This window comes from Achromobacter sp. ES-001 (genome assembly GCF_019448355.1).
GTDB classification, from domain to species: Bacteria; Pseudomonadota; Gammaproteobacteria; order Burkholderiales; family Burkholderiaceae_B; genus Achromobacter; species Achromobacter spanius_B.
The window spans coordinates 2,413,509-2,431,893 of sequence record NZ_CP079940.1 but is presented as its reverse complement, the minus strand read 5'-3'; the positions used below and the strand labels follow the sequence as shown (position 1 = coordinate 2,431,893).

Below are 18,385 nucleotides of genomic sequence, written 5' to 3'. Positions count from 1 at the left end.
TTCAGGACCTTCCTGTAGCTGCGTTACTGACGAGGCTCTGAATATAGACCGCGCGCATCGTCGATGGAATGACTTTGCGACATCTCAAACACACTCCCCACAAAGCTTCACAAATCGGCCCGGGGCCCCAGGCCGAAGCGGATGTTTGCGCCAGGACAAGAACCGGGCGCGCCCAACGCCCCGTGCCCCTGGCCGGCCGCCGGCCCGCCGCATCCATGCAGGTAGAATCAACGGGTTTGACCGGCTTGATCCGGGACGGATTGCTCCTACAACTCTTTCGGCCTTTCCTGAGACTCATGCGACACCTCATTACCGGCCGCGCCTGGCGTGGTCTGCTGTTGGCCCTTTGCGTGTTTCTTGCCGCCTGCGGCGATCGGAACGTGGACTGGACGCTGTACAACGTCAAGGGGCATCTGCCCGACCTGAAATTCTCGCTGCCCGGCGCGGGGGGCAAGACCATCAGCAGCGACGACCTGAAGGGCAAGACGGTCATGCTGTTCTTCGGCTACGCCAGTTGCCCGGACATCTGCCCCACCACCATGGCGCAGTTGACGGCCGTGCTGCAAAACCTGGGCGACAAGGCCAAGAACGTGCGCATCGTGTTCGTCAGCGTCGACCCGCACCGCGACACGCCCGACATCCTGCAAGCCTACGTCAACGCCTTCAACAACAACGCCATCGGCGTGACGGGCGACGAAAAACAGATCGCCGACCTGGCTCGGCGCTACCGCGTGGCCTACCAGATTGAAAAGCCGCGCCCGGGCGACGACGCCGACATGTACGAGGTCACGCACAGCCGTGGCGTGTACATTTTCGACAAGGACGGCCACGCGCGGCTGCTGGCGTCTGACACCGACAGCGTCTCGGCGCTGACCAAGGACGTCGCCCAACTGATCGACATTACCTCCTGATCCGGACACCATCCAGGCCCGATTGCCCGACTTGTTGCATGGCCGCGCCACATACCAGTTGTTACAGCCGCCCCCCAAAAAGCGTGAGTATCATCAGTGCACATCGCCCCCTTTTTATTAAAGCAAGGAGTATGCGCATGAGCATTATCATCATGATCATCGTCGGGTTCATCGTGGGCTTGATCGCCCGCGCCATCATGCCCGGAGACCAGAACATGGGGATCATCATGACCACCATCCTGGGTATCGTCGGCGCCGTGGTTGCCGGTTTCCTGGGTCAGACGATGGGTTGGTACGCAGAGGGCGAACCGGCTGGCTGGATCGCCTCGGTTGTGGGCGCCATCATCGTGCTGTTCGTGGTTGGCCTTGTCGCCCGCAAGCGCACCTGACGCCCTGCCAGGCAAGCATCAATAAAAAACGGGCCGATCTTTCGATCGGCCCGTTTTGTTTTTGGCGAGTCCGTTGCGGTTACGAACCCGAGCCTGCGCTCGCGCCCGCGCCCGACCCCTGCGCGGTCGTAGCCGTGACCGTGCGCTCGGTCCAACCGCCGCCCAGCACCTTGTACAAGGTAACCAAGTTGGACAGCCGGGCCAGCCGCGTATCCACCAGCGCTTGCTGCGATGTGTACAGCGAACGCTGCGAATCCAGCACGCTCAGGTAGTCGTCGATGCCCTGGCGGAAACGCTGGTCCGACACGTCGTAGGCGCGCTGGTTGGCGTCCACCAGCAAGCGCTGCGCCTGGATCTGGTCGTCCAGCGTGCCGCGCCCGGCCAGGGCGTCGGCCACTTCACGAAACCCCGTCTGAATGGACCTTTCGTACTGCGCCACCTGGATGTTCTTCTGCACCTTGGCCAAATCCAGATTCGCTTGCAGCGAACCGCCGGCGAAGATCGGCACGGTGATCTGCGGCACGAAGCTCCACGCGCCCGACCCGCCTTCGAACAAGCCGCCCAGGCTGGCGCTGGCGGTGCCCGCCTGGCCGGTCAGGCTGATGGTGGGAAAGAACGCCGCGCGCGCCGCGCCGATGTTGGCGTTGGCGCCCTTGAGCTGATGTTCGGCCGCGCGGATGTCCGGGCGGCGCGCCAACAGATCCGACGGCAAGCCGGCCGGCAAGGTCGTGGGCAACATGCCGTCATCCAGCTTTACGGCCTGGTCCAGCGCCGCCACCATTTCCGGCGACATCGGCTGGCCCACCAGCAGCGTCAACGCATTGCGGTCCTGCGCGGCCTGACGCGTGTATTGCGACAGGTTGCGCTGGGCCGTGCGCAGCGACACTTCCGCCTGGCTCAGGTCCAGCGCCGTGGACAGCCCCTGGTCGTAGCTTTGCTGCGTGAGCTTGAACGAATCTTCCTGGCTCTTTAGCGTGTCACGCGTCAGGCCCAGCAATTCCTGGTCGGCGCGCAAGGTCAGGTAGGCATTGGCCACTTCGGCAATCAGCGTCAGCTGCGTGGCCGTGCGCGTTTCGTCCAGCGCCAGATAAGACTCCAGCGCCTTGTCGCTCAGGCTGCGGATGCGGCCGAACAGGTCCAGTTCCCAGGCCGACAGTGCGGCGCCCACCTGGTAGTTGTGGCTGGTGGTGGCGCTGCCGCTGGGCGACAGGTCGGCCGGCGTGCGCTGCGCGGTTTCCTTGCCGGCCACGCCCACGCTGGGCAGCAGGTCGGCACGCTGAATACGGTACTGTGCACGCGCCGCTTCCACGTTCAACGCGGCCACGCGCAGGTCGCGGTTGTTGGCCAGCGACAGTTCGATCAGCTGTTGCAGCAGCGGGTCGCTGAAGAAGTCGCGCCAGCCGACGTCGGCGGTGGACATGCCCTGCGCCAGCTGCGAGCCATCGGCCTTGTAGGCATCGCCCGTGGGATAGTTGGCGCTGACGGGCGCGTCAGGCCGTTCGTAGGTCGGGGCCAGCGAGCAGCCCGCCAGGGCCGCCGCCAGGGAAACAGACAACAAGGTTCTCATCTGAAGTTTCATTACGGTTGTCCTTCGGCGGACACTTCCTGCGAGCCGTTGGCGCTGGTGTCGTGCTTGTCTTGGTTTTCGCTCATGCGCTTGACCTTGAACACGCGCAGCATGATGACGAAGAAAGCCGGAACAAAGAAGATGGCCAGGAACGTGCCGGTCAGCATGCCGCCGATCACGCCCGTGCCGATGGCGTTCTGGCTGCCCGAACCGGCGCCCGACGAAATCGCCAGCGGCGTCACGCCCAGGATGAACGCCAGCGACGTCATCAGGATGGGGCGCAAGCGTTGGCGGGCGGCGTGGATGGCTGACTCCGTCAGGCTTGCGCCTGCCTCGAAGTGTTCCTTGGCAAATTCCACGATCAGAATCGCGTTCTTGGCCGCCAGCCCCACCGTGGTCAACAGCCCCACCTGGAAGTACACGTCGTTGGACAGGCCGCGTGCCAGCGTCGCCAGCAGCACGCCGATAATGCCCAGCGGCACCACCAGCATCACCGCCGTCGGGATGGACCAGCTTTCATACAACGCGGCCAGGCACAGGAACACCACGATCAACGAAATGGCGTACAGCGCCGGTGCCTGCGAACCGGACAGGCGTTCTTCGAACGACAGCCCCGTCCATTCAAAGCCCACGCCCACCGGCAGCTTGGCCGCCAGCTTTTCCATTTCTTCCATGGCCGCGCCCGAGCTATAACCCGGCGCCGCCTGGCCCTGGATGTTGTAGGACGGCACGCCGTTATAGCGGTTCAGCTTTTGCGGGCCGAAGCTCCACGTGGCTTTCGAGAACGCCGAGAACGGCACCATGTCGCCCGCGTTGTTACGCACGTACCATTTGTTCAGGTCTTCCGGCAGCATGCGCGAGGATGCCTCGCCCTGCGCGAACACCTTCTTCACGCGGCCCCGGTCGATGAAGTCGTTGACGTACGACGACCCCCACGCGGTGGCCAGCGTGCTGTTGATGTCCGACACGGCCACGCCCAGCGCACGCGCTTTTTCGCGGTCGATATCCAGTTGGTACTGCGGCGCGTCTTCGATGCCGTTGGGACGCACGCCCACCAGCACCGGGCTCTTGGCGGCTTCGCCCAGCAGCTGGTTGCGCGCGGCAAGCAGCTTTTCATGGCCCACACCGGCGCGGTCCATCAGCTGGAAGTCAAAGCCGGTGACGTTGCCCAATTCCATCACGGACGGCGGCGGCACCACGAACAGTTGCGCGCGGCGCTCGGTCTTGCCGAAGTGCGCGTTGGCGCGCGCCGCCACGGCGCCGGCCTTGAGCCTGGCGTCGCCGCGTTCTTCCCAGTCGCGCAGCTTGATGAACAGGATGGACGCGTTCTGGCCACGGCCGCCGAAGTTAAAGCCGTTGACGGCGAACACCGATGTCACGGCGTCCTTTTCCTCGGTCAGCAGGTACTTGGTCGCGTCGTCGATGACGGCCTTGGTGGCTTCGGCGGTGGCGCCGGCGGGCGTCTGGATCTGGGCGAACAAGATGCCCTGGTCCTCGGCCGGCAGGAACGCCGTGGGAATACGCGTGAACAGCCAGCCCATGGCAATGACCAACGCCAGGTACACGATCATCAGCCGCTTGGTGCGGTTCAGCCCGCGCGCGACCGTATTGGCATAGCCGTTGCTGCTGCGCTCGAACGAGCGGTTGAACCAGCCGAAGAAACCCTTCTTCGTACCGTGATGGCCCTTGGGGATCGGCTTGAGCAAGGTGGCGCACAAGGCCGGCGTGAAGACGATGGCAACCAGCACCGACAACACCATCGAGGACACGATCGTGATCGAGAACTGGCGGTAGATCACGCCGGTGGAGCCGCCGAAGAACGCCATCGGGATGAACACGGCGGCCAGCACCATCGCAATACCGATCAGCGCGCCCGTGATCTGGCCCATGGATTTGCGCGTGGCCTGCTTGGGCGTCAAGCCCTCTTCGGCCATCACCCGCTCCACGTTTTCCACCACCACGATCGCATCGTCCACCAACAGACCAATGGCCAGCACCATGCCGAACATCGTCAAGGTGTTGATGGAATAACCGAACGCGGCCAGCACGCCGAACGTACCCAGCAACACCACCGGCACGGCCAGCGTGGGGATGATGGTGGCGCGGAAGTTCTGCAAGAACAGGTACATCACCAGGAAGACCAGGATGATGGCTTCGACCAGCGTCTTGAACACTTCATGGATCGACAGGCTGACGAACGGCGTCGTGTCGTACGGATAGACGACGTCCATGCCCGGCGGGAAGTACGGCTTCAGGTTGTTGATGGTGTCGCGCACCGCCTGCGCCGTGTCCAGCGCGTTGGCGCCCGGGGCCAGCTTGATCGCCAGGCCCGAGGCGGGCTTGCCGTTGTAGAAGCTGTCGATGGCGTAGGTCTGCCCACCCAGTTCAATGCGCGAAACATCGCCCAGACGCACTTGCGAGCCATCGGCATTGACCTTGAGCAGGATGCGGCCGAAGTCTTCCGGCTTCTCCAGGCGCGACGGCCCGATGATGGTGGCGTTCAATTGCTGCCCGCGCACGGACGGCAAGCCGCCCAGCTGGCCGGACGACACCTGCACGTTCTGTTCCTTGATCGCCGTCACCACGTCCACCGTGGTCAGCCCGTAGTTCACGAGCTTGGCCGGGTCCAGCCAGATCCGCATCGCGTACTGCGAGCCGAACAGCTGGAAGTCACCCACGCCTTGCGTGCGGCTGATGGGATCCTGCACGTACGAGGCCACGTAGTCGGCCAGGTCGTCCTTGGTCATCGTGCCGTCGGTGGACACGAAGCCCGCCACGATCAGGAAGTTCTTCGTGGCCTTGGTGACGCGAATGCCCTGCTGCTGCACTTCCTGCGGCAACAAAGGCTGCGCCAGCGCCAGCTTGTTCTGCACCTGCACCTGCGCCGTGTCCGGGTTGGTGCCCTGCTTGAACGTCAGCGTGATGGACATGCTGCCGTCGGAATTGCTTTCCGACGAGATGTACTGCAAGCCGTCCAGCCCGTTCATCTGCTGTTCGATGACCTGCACCACGGTGTCCTGCACGGTTTGCGCGGACGCACCCGGGTAGGTCACCGCGATGCCGATCGCCGGCGGGGCGATGTTGGGGTACTGCGAGACCGGCAATTGCAGGATGGACAGCGCACCGGCCATCATCAGCACGATCGCGATCACCCACGCGAATACCGGCCTATCGATAAAAAACTTTGCCATGCAAGGCTCCCTGATTACTGCTTGGCCGGGGCGGCATTGGCCGCCTGCGGCTGCTGTGCGTTGGCGCCAGCCTCGGTGGCGACGACTTCGACGCCCGGACGCACCATTTGCAAGCCTTCCACGATCACCTTGTCGCCGGCGGCCAGGCCGTCGGTAACCAGCCACTTGTCGCCAATGGCGCGGTCGGTCGTCAGTTGGCGCAGCTCGACCTGGTTCTTGTCATTGACGACAAGCGCCGTCGGCAGGCCACGCTGGTTGCGCGTCACGCCGCGTTGCGGCACCAGCAGCCCGTCGGCGGCCACGCCGTCAGCCAGCCGCGCGCGCACGAACATGCCGGGCAACAGGCGCCGGTCGGGGTTCGGGAACACCGCGCGCAACGTGATGGAACCCGTACCCTGGTCCACCGTGACTTCCGAGAATTGCAGCTTGCCGGTCTGCTTGTATTGCGAGCCGTCTTCCAGGGTCAGCGACACCAGCGCGGCTTGTTCGCCATCGGCCTTCTTCAGCTGGCCGCTGGCCAGCGCGTCCTGCAAGCGCAGCAGCTGCACGCTGGACTGCGTCACGTCGACGTAGATCGGGTCAATCTGCTGCACCGACGCCAGGGCGGCGGTCTGGTTGGCCGTGACCAGCGCGCCTTCGGTCACCGCGGAACGGCCGATGATGCCGTCGATGGGCGACAGCACCTTGGTGTAGACGAGGTTGATGCGCGCCGTATCCAGCGCGGCCTTGGCCGACAGCACATCGGCCGCCGCCTGGTCGCGCGACGCCACGGCGTTGTCGTAGGTCTGTTGGCTGACGGCGCGCGTGGCCACCAGCGGCTTGTAGCGTTCGGCCAGCAAGGCTGCCGTCTTCTGCTGCGCCTGGGCGCGGGCCAGCGCAGCCTTCTGGCTGTCGAGGCTGGCTTGGTACAGCGCCGGGTCGATCTGATAGAGCTGCTGGCCGGCCTTGACCTCGCCGCCTTCGGTGAACAGGCGCTTTTGCACGATGCCGTTCACCTGGGGCCGCACTTCGGCCACGCGGAACGCGGACGTGCGGCCCGGCAGTTCGGTGGTCAGGGAAACGGGTTGCGTGGTCAGGGTCACCACGGTCACTTGCGGTTTGCCCGCCTGCGGTGCGTCTTGTTTCTTGCCGCAAGCGGCCAGGGTGAGAGCCGATGCCGTCAGCGTGAGCACTGCCGCGCTGCGCCACATAGCGCTTTTCTTATTCATAGATATTCCCGATTTCCGACAAAAAAGGAGCCCGCCTCCGCCCACGATAAGGGGGAGGTCTTGTGCATCGAATGGGTGGATTGGCATTGAAAACGCAAGAGGGCTTTATTGCATTGCTGCATTGCAGAACCCGCATTCTGAGTTATCCCGCCCCAGAAACAAAGGGGCGGATAAAGAAAACATCATTCCATTTATGGGACAATTTCCCACACCAAGTCTGTGAAAGAATCTCGACATGAAACGCTTACAAGGCATGGAACTCTTCGTCGAAGTGGCCAAGACACGTAGTTTTAGCCGCGCTGCAGCAACGCTGGGCGTGCCTAAATCGACCTTGTCTCGCCAGGTGGCCGAATTGGAAAAATCGGTGGGCCTGCGCTTGTTGAGCCGCACCACCCGCAAGGTAGAGCTGACCGATGCCGGGCGGCTGTACTTCGAACGCTGCCAGCGCATCGTGGCCGAAGCGCAGATCGCCCATGAAGAACTGCAAAAGCTGGTCGACACGCCGGCCGGGCCGCTGCGGGTCAACATGCCCGCGGATTTCGGCACCGACTTCCTGGCTGAATCGTTCATGGAGTTCTCCCGCCGCTATCCCGACGTCACGTTCTTCCTGGACCTGGCAAACCCGGACCACGCCTCGCGCGTGTTCCAGACCTGCGATATCTCAATCGAAATCGGCGACCTGCCCGACTCGACGCAAATCGCCCGGCTGCTGGGCATGCTGCCCGCCCACCTGTATGCCTCGCACGACTACCTGGAAAAGCACGGAGAACCCAAACATCCCAGTGACTTGACTCGCCATGAGTGCATTGAGTTCCGCGCGGAAGGCGCGGGCCGCGTCACGCGATGGCCGCTCAGCAACGGCGATCAACACATTGAGTTCACGCCGGGCAACCGGTTTTCGGTCAACGGCGTCGCCATGGCGCGGCGGCTGGCCATGCTGGGCGCGGGCATCGCGGTCCTGGTGGGCGGCCAGACGGCTGAACAGCAATCAGGGCAGTTGCGGCGCGTATTGCCAGACTGGCAACTGGGCCCCTTCCCTGTCTATGCCGTGACCGAGACGCGGCTGCTGCCGGCCAAGACCCGGATCTTCATCGAATTCCTGATGGAGCGCCTGGGCAGCAACGGGCAAGCGAAGGATACGCCCGCCTTCATGAAATAACGGCAGGTTCGAAACAGACTGAAAAATCTGCTGACGCCCGAATTCACTTGTCGGCCAGAAAGAACAGCCCGGGCGGGCCCAGGCTGACTAGATGCTGAACGATAGTGGGATTAAAAGCCCTCGTCGTCGCGCAGATACCGCCACTGCCCCAGCGGCAGGTCGCCCAGCGACACGCGGCCGATGCGCACGCGCTTCAGGCCCACGACTTTCAGCCCGACCAGTTCGCACATGCGGCGGATCTGGCGTTTTTTGCCTTCGCGCAGCACGAAGCGCAGCTGGTCGTGGTTTTGCCAGCGCACATGGGCGGGCTTCAGCGCCTTGCCGTCCAGCGACAGGCCGTGATTCAGCAGTTCCAGGCCACGGTCGGGCAAATCGCCCTGCACCCGCACCAGGTATTCCTTGTCCACGCTGGAGTCTTCGCCGATCAGGTGCTTGGCGATGCGACCGTCTTGCGTCAGCACCAGCAAGCCTTGCGAATCGATGTCCAGCCGCCCCGCCACCGCCAGGCCGTCCAGGTGCGCGCGTTCAAAGCGCTGCGGATGGCGGTCGCCGGCAAAGCGCGAGCGCGAGTCGATCAACGCCACGGCGGGCGTATAGCCTTTTTCGGCCTGGCCGGACACATAACCCACCGGCTTGTTGATCAGGATGGTCACGCGCGAGGTCTGGCGCGCCTGCGCGGCGCGCTCTAGCGTGATGACCTGATCCGGAAACGCCTTGGCGCCCAGTTCGGACACCACTTCGCCGTCCACGCGGACCCAGCCGCGTTCGATATAGCTGTCGGCCTCGCGGCGCGAGCAAAGTCCGCGCTCGGACATGAGCTTGGAGATTCGTACTTTTTCCATGGCCGGTATTGTATGCGTTGGCGAGCCGCCCTTCGGGCTTGGCATAATACGCAGCCATGATGAAACCCGCCGCCCATCTCCCCCCGCTTGCTCCCGGCTGGCTGGCCGTCGCGCCACCCGTCCTGCCCCCCGCCATGCGCCACTGGCTGTTTCGCCCCGGCGCCCTGACCGCCGGCCTGCGCCAGGTAGGCCAGGTGCGCCTGCGCGTGCTGGCCGAATACGCCGACGGCGCGCCGCCCGACGAAGCCCGCGCCATGGGCATCGCGCCCGGCTCGCCGGTCTGGATCCGCGAAGTGCTGATGTCGGTGAACGGCGTGGACAGCGTGCCCGCCCGCAGCCTGACGCCGCTACGCGCGTCGCATGGTGCGTGGCAAGGCATGCGCCGCCTGCTGACGCGGCCGCTGGCCGACATGCTGTATCACGACAGCACCGTCATCCGTTCCCGCTTTGCCTGCCGCCGCCTGGCCTCGCCCGTGCCGTTCTACGCCACGGCGCGCGACGTGCTGCCCACCGACGGCCACTCGCAAGACGCCCACCGCGTGTGGGCAAGACGGTCCGTCTTCTGGCGCCAGGGCCAGCCGCTGCTGGTGGCCGAGTGCTTCCTGCCCGGCTTCTGGGATGTGATAGCCGGCCAGCCCACGCCCCCGCTGGTGCCGCATCAGCGCACGGCGCGATAACCGTAGCCGCCAGCCACGCCGGAACCGCCTGGCGCTATTGCTCGCAACCGTCGGCGCCGGTTTTGCCCAGATAAAGCTCCACGGCGCTTTCCACCGTTGGATGGAAATGATCGTCGCCAAAAATTTCCGCCAGCTCAAAGCGCTTGAGCTTGTCCCGTACCGGATCCTTCATCTCGGCAAAATGCAGTGCCGCGCCTTCCTTGGACAGATGTTGGGCAAGTTCGCGCAACATGTCCGCCGCGGTCACGTCAACGCTGGTGACGGGTTCGGCCGCCACCACGACCCGGCGCACCGGCGTGGGCGAGGCATCGACGGCTTCCAACAGCCGTTGCTGAAACAGCTCGGCATTGGCGAAGAATAGCGGCGCGTCCCAGCGAAACAGCACCAGGCCGTCGATCAGTGCGGCATCTGGATAGCGCTTCAAGTCGTGATAGCCGCGCAAGTTGGGCACACGCCCCAACACCGCGAAATGCGGCCGCCAGCCATCCCACAGAAACTCGATGATGGCGATGACGACCGCCAGGCCGATGCCGGGTATCGCCCCAAACGCCGCCACGCCGGCAAAGCACAACATCGACAGCCAGAACTCCCATTGCTGGATGCGGTAGATACGGCGCAGGTCCTTGATTTCGAACAGGCCGATGGCCGCGGCGATCACCACGGCGGCCAACGCGCTGTTGGGCAGGTAGCGCAGCAGGTCAGGCGCCAACAACAGCAAAAGCGCCACGGCCGCCGCCCCGACCACGCCCGTCAGCTGCGTGCGCGCACCCGCCGCTTCAGCCACTGGCGTGCGTGATGCGCTGCTGCTGATCGGAAACCCCTGGAAGAATCCCGCCGCCAGGTTGGCCACGCCCAAGCCCACCATTTCCTGATTTGGATCGACATGGGAGTGCGTGCGCGCGGCGTAGGTTCGCGACAGCACGCTTGTATCCGCGAAGGAAATCATCGCCACCGCGCCGCCCCCGACGATGATGGTGAGCCAGTCCGCGTTGTCCAGCCATGGCCAGGTGAATGTCGGCAAGCCCTGCGGGATCTCGCCCAGCACTTTCACGCCGTGAACATCCAGCCGAAAAATGCTGACCGCCAATGTGGCCAGGACAACGCCGACCAAGATGCCGGGCACGCGCTTAAAACGCTTAAGCAGCAAGATCGTCACCAAACTGGCCGCCCCTACCGCGAAGGCATAGCCGTTGGTTTTGCCATCGGCCACTGCCCGCCCCAATTGCCACAGCTCGCGCAAGGGGCCGCCGCCTTCGATCGGAATGGCGAACAATTTCGGCAGCTGGCTGACAAGCACGGTGAGCGCAATGCCGTTCATGTAGCCATAGCGTATGGGCTTGGACAACAGTTCGGTGATGAACCCCAGGCGCAACAAGCCCAGAACAATGCAGACCAGCCCGGCGATAACGGCCATCAGGCTGGCCGCGGCCACCGCTCGCACGGGGTCGCCCCCGGACACGCTCAGCACCACCGCAAGAATGGGCGCGGCCAGCGCCGAATCCGGCCCCAGCACCAGGATGCGGCTCGGTCCAAAAATGGCATAGGCCAGCAGCGGCACGATGGTGGCGTAAAGCCCGTAGATGCCCGGCACGCCCGACGCCTCGGCATAGGCGATGCCCACCGGTACCAGCATCGCGGCCAATGCCAGGCCCGCCGCCAGGTCGTTGGGTAGCCAAGCCGCTTGATATGACCGTAGTACAGACAGCCCGGGCATCCAGCGCGTAACCGCCGAGTCGACGGGGGCAGGCGTGGGCGAGGATGCGGGCATGGTGGGCAACCGTCCGTCGCGGGGTCGATCAGTAAAGCAGCCAGACGATCACCGTTCCCCACGTCGTGATCAAAATGTGTCCGAACGCCACCGTGCCGGAATACCCGATGACCGCGACCGGGCTCTGTGATTTTTCCTGCACCGCGGCAAGCCCGGCCGTCATCGTTTGCGCGCCGGCCAGCGCGCCCAGCAGCAACAGGGGCTCAAGCCCCAGCACGTAGCGCCCGAACAGCAAGCCGACAAACTGCGGAACCATCGTCACCACGATGCCCGCCAGGAAAATCGTCAGCCCGACTTCTTGAAGCGCTTGCACGAATACCGGCCCCGCCTTCAGCCCGATCATCGCGACAAAACCCGCCAACCCGATGGACTTCATGAATTCAAGGGCGCCGTGGGAGATGCGCCCAAACAACGGCCTTGCGGAATTTCGCCAGCCCACCAGCAGCCCAAGAATCAGTGTCCCGACACTGCTGCCAATGGCGATATGCATGCTGCCGATGGGCAGCACCAGCGACGTCCCCACCACCGCGCCGACGAAAATGCCGAATCCCAGCGCAACAAAGTCCGTGGCGTTCAATTCCCGCACGATGCTGCCCATGCGCTCGGCCACGCGTTCAACCGCGGGCTCAAGCCCGACGATACTGAGCACGTCGCCGCGCAACAGCACCGTTTTGGAACCCACCGGTATCTGCACGCCGTTGCGCCGGATGTCGCGCAGGAACACACCGCGCACTTCCTGTGCCTGCTCCGCAATCTGAGCCACTGTCTTGCCGACAAGCGCAGGGTTGGACAACACGACGTCGTACATCGCGCTTGGAATATCCAGCAGTTCGCGGTCTGCCTGCTCGACGGCGTGGCCGTCCAGCCATTTCAGTATCACTTCGCTTTTGCCTGAGACCGCCACCACGTCACCCGCGCGCAGGACCGTCGTGGGCTCAACGGCAAGCAAGCTGCCGTCACGCCGGATGCGTTCCACGAACATCCGGTCCGGGGCATATCGCGATTCGACCAGCGCAACGCTATGGCCCACGGCGGGGTGGTCGGGCTGAAGAAGATAGGCGCGCAAGTCGAATTTGCGCCACGCCGAAGCCACGCCGGCTTTCTGACGCTGTATGCCGTACGCCTGCTCAAGCCGCGCGCCCTCCGCCTTCAGGTCCACGCGCAATAGCTTCGGCCCCAGGCTGGAGCAGAACCAGATGATTCCGAACGTCCCGAAGATGTAGCAGAGCGCATCGGCAACGGCGATCTGGCTGATCAGGCGATCCTTCTCGGCAGCGCCGATGGGAAGATTGCGGATGGCTTCACTACCCGTGCCGATAGCGGGCGACTCGGTCAAGCCGCCCGAGATCAAGCCCACGGCATAACCGAGTTCCAGCTTCAGCAAGAGCGCCAGCGCCCAGGCCGTGAGCAGCCCCGCAACGGGTATGACGACGCCCAGCACCGCCCACCGCCAGCCGCCATCCTTCATGCCTCGAAAGAAACTTGGCCCCACCGAGTAGCCGATTCCGAACATAAACAGCAGGAAGAGCACCTGCTTGGCGGTGTCGGATACCGGTATGAGAAAGAAATAGCCGATCAGCAACCCCGCCAGCAAGGAGCCTGTCACCGGCCCAAAGCCGACCCCGCGAATCTTGAATCCGCCGACCCAATAGCCCAGGCCGATCGCCAGGAAAACGGCAAGCTCGGGGTAGCGCTGCAGCAAGTTGCCTAAGAAGTCCATGGCGTTCGGCCCTCGAAAGACGACGTTCTGGACCCCCGACCTACCACCTCCGGGGAAGCCCCCTCAAGTGCGAAACCTGCATGGCATTGTTGCTACCGACGGATCGCAAAGTCCATGCTATATCCGGCAAAATTCCGTCAGACCGGGAATCGGCCGCGTCGGTGGGTGTGCGCGCCGCCCAGGCTGGCCAATCACGGGTTTGACGCCGAACCGATCAGCGGTCCGCGCGATCATCCGATACTGCCGACACCGCTGGCGCCGTATACCATTGCGTCGGCGCCACCACCTTGGGCTGGTCCGGGTCCCCTTCGTAGGCCGGCGTCATGATCTGCACGCCGTATTCGTTGAAGACGTCAAGAATGTGGCGGTGCAGTTCGGCATAGGTCTTGGCGATTCTTTGCGTATCGCGGGTGTAGGCGTTCAGCTCGTAGGTAACCGCAAAGTCTCCCAGCTTGGTCAGCAGCACGAAGGGGCCGGGCTCGGCCAGCACCACCGCGCACCGCGCGGCCGCGGCGTGCAGCATGGCTTCAACCTGCCGCCACGGGACTTCGTAGCCGATGCCGACACTGGTGTGAAGAATCAAGCCTTGGGAGGCGGCCAGCGAGCTGTAGTTGGTGACGTCGCTGTTCAGGATCTGGGAGTTCGGAATCGTGATTTCTTCATTCTTGTTCGTCCGGACATGGGTCACCTGTAGGCGCACCGACACCACTTCCCCCACCACGTCACCCACCTTCACCCTGTCCCCCACCTTGAACACCCGTCGATAGGTCATCAGATAGCCGGCGATAAAGTTGGAGATTGCCGTGGAAGATCCCAGCGACACCACCAGGCCGATGAAGATCGAAATGCCCTTGAACGCGGCAGTCTCGGAACCGGGGATATACGGGTATGCAACGATCAGCGCAAACGCCAGGATCAATATCCGCGCAAGCTTGTAGGTGGGGATGGCCCATTCCGGCTCGAATTGGGCAAAGCTCACGCGCCGGTGTTCGACCGCATCGAAGAAAGTGCGGACCCGTCGCAGCGCGAAGCGGGCCACGTAATAGATAAGGACAAGGATAAGAATGTCGGGGATCACTGCGGCCGCGGATTTTCCCAGCCTTTCGGCGGTACCGGTGGCCAGGTCGAACAGGTCGTTGGAAAGCGAGCGCGTCCAGGGAAACAGCGCAAGCACGTATTGCAGGTACGCATACACCGATATGACGATGGTGGCGGCGCCCACCGCCAGCACCAGCGCGTGCAACGCCTTCCAGATAGTGTCCGATCGCAATAGCTCGAATGACTGGATATCCACCGCGCGGACGCGGCTTTTCAAAAGCCGGGACACCGCCCTGTCCAGCCAGCGGTTAAGCAACAGCAAAACGGCGATACCCAGGGCCAGCAATACCGTTGCGCCGGCACTGTAAAGGCCGGACCTGAGCAGGGCTTCGGTGCCGCGCGCCCGCCGGAAGTCGTCTATGGCTTGCCGGATTCGCAGCAGATGCAACGCCGCGAGATTGTCGCGGGTAGTTTGTTCAAGCTGGGCGTCGGCGTCGCTGACGATGATCAGCGCGGTTGCCCCCGCCATGATGACGGTGCCATTATCAACGGGCTCGGACCGAAGGCCGGCGCTTGAAAACGAGGTATCCGCCGCGACCTTCGTGATTCTTTCCCGGATGGCCTCGGCGCGCCGCTCGGCGGGAAATGAGGACAGCCCTCGGACCCGGAAGAGCACCTGGCCGTCCACCTCGACCGGGGCGGTCTCAAGCGCCAGCTCAAGGGGAGAGGGTTCCGGACGCGCGTCCTCTGCCCCAGCGGACAGTGCAGGCGTCAGGATCAGCAGCAACACAGCAAGAATGGAGACTCGGATGATTCCAGTCATGATTCCCTCTCGCGCCGATGCCGCCGTCTTCGTCTTGCGATGACGGCGATTGCCTGGCCAGCACGATAGTTGGCCCGGCGGTTGCAGCGAATCCATCTTAGCGCTATTGATCCGCGAAATGCGATGCGCTTTGGGGAATTTATGATCGGGCCGCGCGCGTGGCCTACCCTTGCCCTACCCCTCGTACTGTCGCCCCTGCTCCAGCAGTTCAGGCGTACCGATCACCGCGTTCAAGCCGTCAAAATCCAGCATCCGGTCCTGCCATGGCGCAGTCGTGCCGTGCTGGCGCAGGCTGCCGTAGTAAGCCTGCAAGGTGTGCGCCACGGCGCGCGCCGTGCCGCCGGGAAAGATGACGATGCGAAAGCCCAGGGCGGTCAGCGCGTTCGCGCTTTGCACCGGCGTCTTGCCGCCTTCCACCATATTGGCCAACAGCGGCACGCGCGCGGCAAAGCGGGCGCAGGCCGCCCGCATCTGTTCTGGCGTGCGCAAGGCTTCAATGAACAGCGCGTCGGCGCCGGCTTCAAGATAGCGCTCGGCGCGGTCCAGCGCGGCCTCCAGCCCTTCAACCGCCACCGCGTCGGTGCGCGCCAGTATCAGCGTGGACGCTGACACCCGCGCGTCCACGGCGGCGCGCAGCTTGCCGCACATCTCGGTCGCGGGTATCACCGCCTTGCCATCCAGATGCCCGCAGCGTTTGGGAAACGTCTGGTCTTCCAACTGGATCATGGCAGCGCCCGCGCGTTCGAAGCCGCGCACGGTGCGCTGCGTGTTCAACGCGTTGCCAAAGCCCGTGTCGGCATCCACGATCACCGGCGTGGCGACGCGTTCGGTGATCCGGGCCAGCGTGTCCTCGACCTCGGAATACGTGGTCAGGCCGATGTCTGAACGGCCCAAGCGGGTGTAGGCGATGGAAGCGCCCGACAGGTACAGCGCGGCAAACCCGGCCTGCTCGGCGATCAGCGCCGACAGGGGGTCGTAGATGCCGGGGGCCAGCACGGCGCCCGCTGCCAATTGCGTTTTCAGGGTTTGCTTCATGAGGGTTCCTGTACAAGTTCGTGCCCCAGCAGCGATGCGGCGGTCGCGGCGGCGATATAGCCGCCCGCCACCGCACTGAGCAATCCGTTGCCGGACAGATAGCCCGACACGTCGTTGCCCGACACGCCGCGCGCGGCGCCACCGGCAGCCAGCAAATTCGGCAGCGGCTGCCCATCGCGGGTCAACACGCGGCATTGCGCATCGATATCCAGGCCACCTTGCGTATGAAACAGCGCGCCCGTGACCTTGACGGCGTGGTACGGCGCTTGCAGCGTGCGTTCAAAGCGGCGCCCATGGGGGTCCGCCCCATCCGGGCCGACGGCTTGCAAGGTCTGTTGCAACACGCCGGCATCGCAGCCGATCAGCGTGGCCAGGGCGGGCAGATCCGCACAGGCTTTCACTGCTTGGCCCGCTTCGGCCGCCACAAAATCCGGAAAGCCGCGTGCCAATGCCAGCGTGCGATCGTCGAACACGTTCCAGGCCACGCCGCCCGGCTGCGACAACACATGCACGGCGGCTTCCGAATAGCCCTGCGTTTCGTCATGAAAGCGCCGCCCATCGCGATTGATCTGCACCCCGCCGTCCATCATGACGGCCCAGGAGATCAACGCGCCTTGCGGTGTCGCCCAGGACCCGTGCCCCTGGTAGGCGCCCAGATCGGCCAGGCGTGCGCCCAAGGCCTTGCCCCATTCGATGGCGCTGCCGTCGTTGCCGACGTGGCCGCCGTAGACGGCCTCGCGCATGGCGGGCAAATGTTCGGCCACCATGGCCGCGTTGCCGCCAAATCCGTTGCAGGCCAGGATCAGCACCTGGCAGCCGATCACGTCCACGGACCCGTCCGGCCGTTCGCAGCCCACGGCGGTGATGCGGCTGCCGGCGTCCACGCCGCCACGGTCGCCCTCGCCCGCTTCCACCCAGATGTCACGGGCCAGCGCGCGCGTCAACAGATGCGCGCCCGCCGCCGTGGCGGCGCGTTCCAGCGCGGTCACCAAGGCCACGCCCGTGCGTTCCGGCAAGGCATGCATGCGGCGCGCGCGGTGTCCCGGATACAGAAAACCGTCCAGGACCTCGAACGCCAGGCCATGTCGCGCCAACATATCCATGGCCGGGGCCGCCGCGCCCGTGTAGGCGGCAACCAGATGCGGCGCGGCCGTGCCGTGGGCCTTGGCCTGGATGTCGGCGGCGAAACGCGCCGCGTCGTCATCGATGCCGGCGGCGCGCTGCACCGCCGACCCCGCTGCCGGAATAAACCCCGAGGACAACGCCGACGAGCCACTGGGCGCGGCGTCGCGTTCGATCAACACGGTTTCAATGCCCGCCTGCGCCAGCCGCAGCGCGGCGGTCAGCCCGCAAGCGCCCGCGCCGATGATCAGCACCGGCACCTGCATCATGTCGGCGTCCGAAGGGCCGCCGGGCTTTCCGCGTTTGACGACAGCCGCGCTCACGACGCCAGCCTGCCGATGAAATCCTTGCACGTGATCACGTCCGCCACCGTGCGCAGGTCCGCCAGCGCGGCATCGTGCATGGCGGGCGTGGGCGCGGCGCAGCCGTCGGCCAGCACGGTCACGTGATAGTCGCGCATGTGCGCATCGCGGGCGGTGCTGGCCACGCCGCCGTTGGTGACGATGCCCGCAATCACCACGCTGGAGATGCCCGCGCGGCGCAACACCCAATCCAGCTGCGTGTTGAAGAAGGCCGAATACGCCACCTTCCACACCGCCACGTCCACCAACCCGTCCAGCTCGGCCACATTGGCCTGCCCCGTGGAGCCTGCCGCGAAATCGCCTTTTGCCAGGAACGGACGCAGTTGCTTCAAATGCGGCGAGATCATGGGCTCGCCGTGCGCGTCGGGCCACAGCGTGAACTGGCTGGCCGCCACAAAGCCGCCTTGCGACTTCAACGCGCGGGCCACGGGCGCCACGCGGGCCGGCAAGGCCCGCGCCTGTGGGCTGACCGCGCCGCCGCGATCATAGGCGCCGCCGGGCGCCAGGAAATCGTTTTGCAGATCGATCACCAGCAAGGCGGTGGTACGAGGGTCCAGAACCTGCATGCTTGTC

14 protein-coding genes are annotated in these 18,385 nt (G+C 64.7%); 4 read left to right on the top strand and 10 right to left on the bottom strand.

Going from position 1 to position 18,385, the window contains the following annotated elements; all coding sequences use genetic code 11:
* Positions 1–296 precede the first annotated feature (296 nt).
* Together KYT87_RS11010 and KYT87_RS11005 are read left to right on the top strand one after the other, a co-directional pair.
* Positions 297–911, top strand: a complete 615-nt coding sequence (locus tag KYT87_RS11010; protein ID WP_046806421.1) for an SCO family protein — start codon at positions 297–299, stop codon at positions 909–911.
* A gap of 137 nt (positions 912–1,048) precedes the next feature.
* Entirely contained in the window at positions 1,049–1,300 is a 252-nt protein-coding gene (locus KYT87_RS11005; RefSeq protein ID WP_046806420.1) for a GlsB/YeaQ/YmgE family stress response membrane protein, read from the top strand.
* Positions 1,301–1,379: 79 nt separating this feature from the next.
* Here KYT87_RS11005 and adeC read toward each other — a convergent pair whose 3' ends face one another.
* From adeC to KYT87_RS10990, 3 genes are read right to left on the bottom strand one after another with little or no spacing between them, the layout of a single operon-like run.
* Entirely contained in the window at positions 1,380–2,879 is a 1,500-nt protein-coding gene (gene adeC / locus KYT87_RS11000) for an AdeC/AdeK/OprM family multidrug efflux complex outer membrane factor (protein ID WP_046806419.1), read from the bottom strand.
* Positions 2,879–6,058 (bottom strand): efflux RND transporter permease subunit, encoded by a 3,180-nt coding sequence (locus KYT87_RS10995; protein WP_219992235.1) that lies wholly within the window; start codon positions 6,056–6,058, stop codon positions 2,879–2,881. The genes adeC and KYT87_RS10995 overlap by 1 nt, the downstream gene beginning before the upstream one ends.
* A gap of 14 nt (positions 6,059–6,072) precedes the next feature.
* Positions 6,073–7,248, bottom strand: a complete 1,176-nt coding sequence (locus tag KYT87_RS10990; RefSeq protein ID WP_104144953.1) for an efflux RND transporter periplasmic adaptor subunit — start codon at positions 7,246–7,248, stop codon at positions 6,073–6,075.
* A 271-nt stretch (positions 7,249–7,519) separates the two neighbouring features.
* Here KYT87_RS10990 and KYT87_RS10985 point away from each other — a divergent pair, with 271 nt between their 5' ends.
* The gene (locus KYT87_RS10985; protein WP_046806416.1) at positions 7,520–8,425 is read left to right on the top strand and encodes a LysR family transcriptional regulator; all 906 of its coding nucleotides are present in this window, start codon (positions 7,520–7,522) and stop codon (positions 8,423–8,425) included.
* Between the two features lie 110 nt (positions 8,426–8,535).
* Here KYT87_RS10985 and KYT87_RS10980 read toward each other — a convergent pair whose 3' ends face one another.
* The gene (locus KYT87_RS10980; RefSeq protein ID WP_046806415.1) at positions 8,536–9,267 is read right to left on the bottom strand and encodes a pseudouridine synthase; all 732 of its coding nucleotides are present in this window, start codon (positions 9,265–9,267) and stop codon (positions 8,536–8,538) included.
* A 56-nt stretch (positions 9,268–9,323) separates the two neighbouring features.
* On the opposite strand from KYT87_RS10980, the gene KYT87_RS10975 reads away from it, so the two are divergent.
* The gene (locus tag KYT87_RS10975) at positions 9,324–9,944 is read left to right on the top strand and encodes a chorismate lyase (RefSeq protein ID WP_046806414.1); all 621 of its coding nucleotides are present in this window, start codon (positions 9,324–9,326) and stop codon (positions 9,942–9,944) included.
* Between the two features lie 34 nt (positions 9,945–9,978).
* On the opposite strand, the gene KYT87_RS10970 is transcribed toward KYT87_RS10975, so the two are convergent.
* The 6 genes from KYT87_RS10970 to KYT87_RS10945 form a co-directional block, all read right to left on the bottom strand.
* Positions 9,979–11,712, bottom strand: a complete 1,734-nt coding sequence (locus KYT87_RS10970; RefSeq protein ID WP_219992234.1) for a SulP family inorganic anion transporter — start codon at positions 11,710–11,712, stop codon at positions 9,979–9,981.
* A gap of 28 nt (positions 11,713–11,740) precedes the next feature.
* Complete coding sequence (aspT, locus tag KYT87_RS10965) at positions 11,741–13,432, bottom strand: aspartate-alanine antiporter (RefSeq protein ID WP_046806413.1); 1,692 nt, start codon at positions 13,430–13,432, stop codon at positions 11,741–11,743.
* Positions 13,433–13,646: 214 nt separating this feature from the next.
* Positions 13,647–15,389: a mechanosensitive ion channel family protein gene (locus KYT87_RS10960; RefSeq protein ID WP_255594069.1), complete on the bottom strand. Its 1,743-nt coding sequence runs from the start codon at positions 15,387–15,389 to the stop codon at positions 13,647–13,649.
* 78 nt (positions 15,390–15,467) lie between these two features.
* Positions 15,468–16,328 carry an oxaloacetate decarboxylase gene (locus KYT87_RS10955; protein WP_219992233.1) on the bottom strand — a complete coding sequence of 287 codons (861 nt, stop codon included), beginning with the start codon at positions 16,326–16,328 and terminating at the stop codon, positions 15,468–15,470.
* Positions 16,325–17,773 (bottom strand): FAD-dependent oxidoreductase, encoded by a 1,449-nt coding sequence (locus KYT87_RS10950; protein ID WP_255594068.1) that lies wholly within the window; start codon positions 17,771–17,773, stop codon positions 16,325–16,327. The genes KYT87_RS10955 and KYT87_RS10950 overlap by 4 nt, the downstream gene beginning before the upstream one ends.
* A complete protein-coding gene (locus KYT87_RS10945; RefSeq protein ID WP_104144948.1) occupies positions 17,770–18,378 on the bottom strand; it encodes a cysteine hydrolase family protein in 609 nt (202 codons plus the stop codon). The genes KYT87_RS10950 and KYT87_RS10945 overlap by 4 nt, the downstream gene beginning before the upstream one ends.
* Positions 18,379–18,385 lie beyond the last annotated feature (7 nt).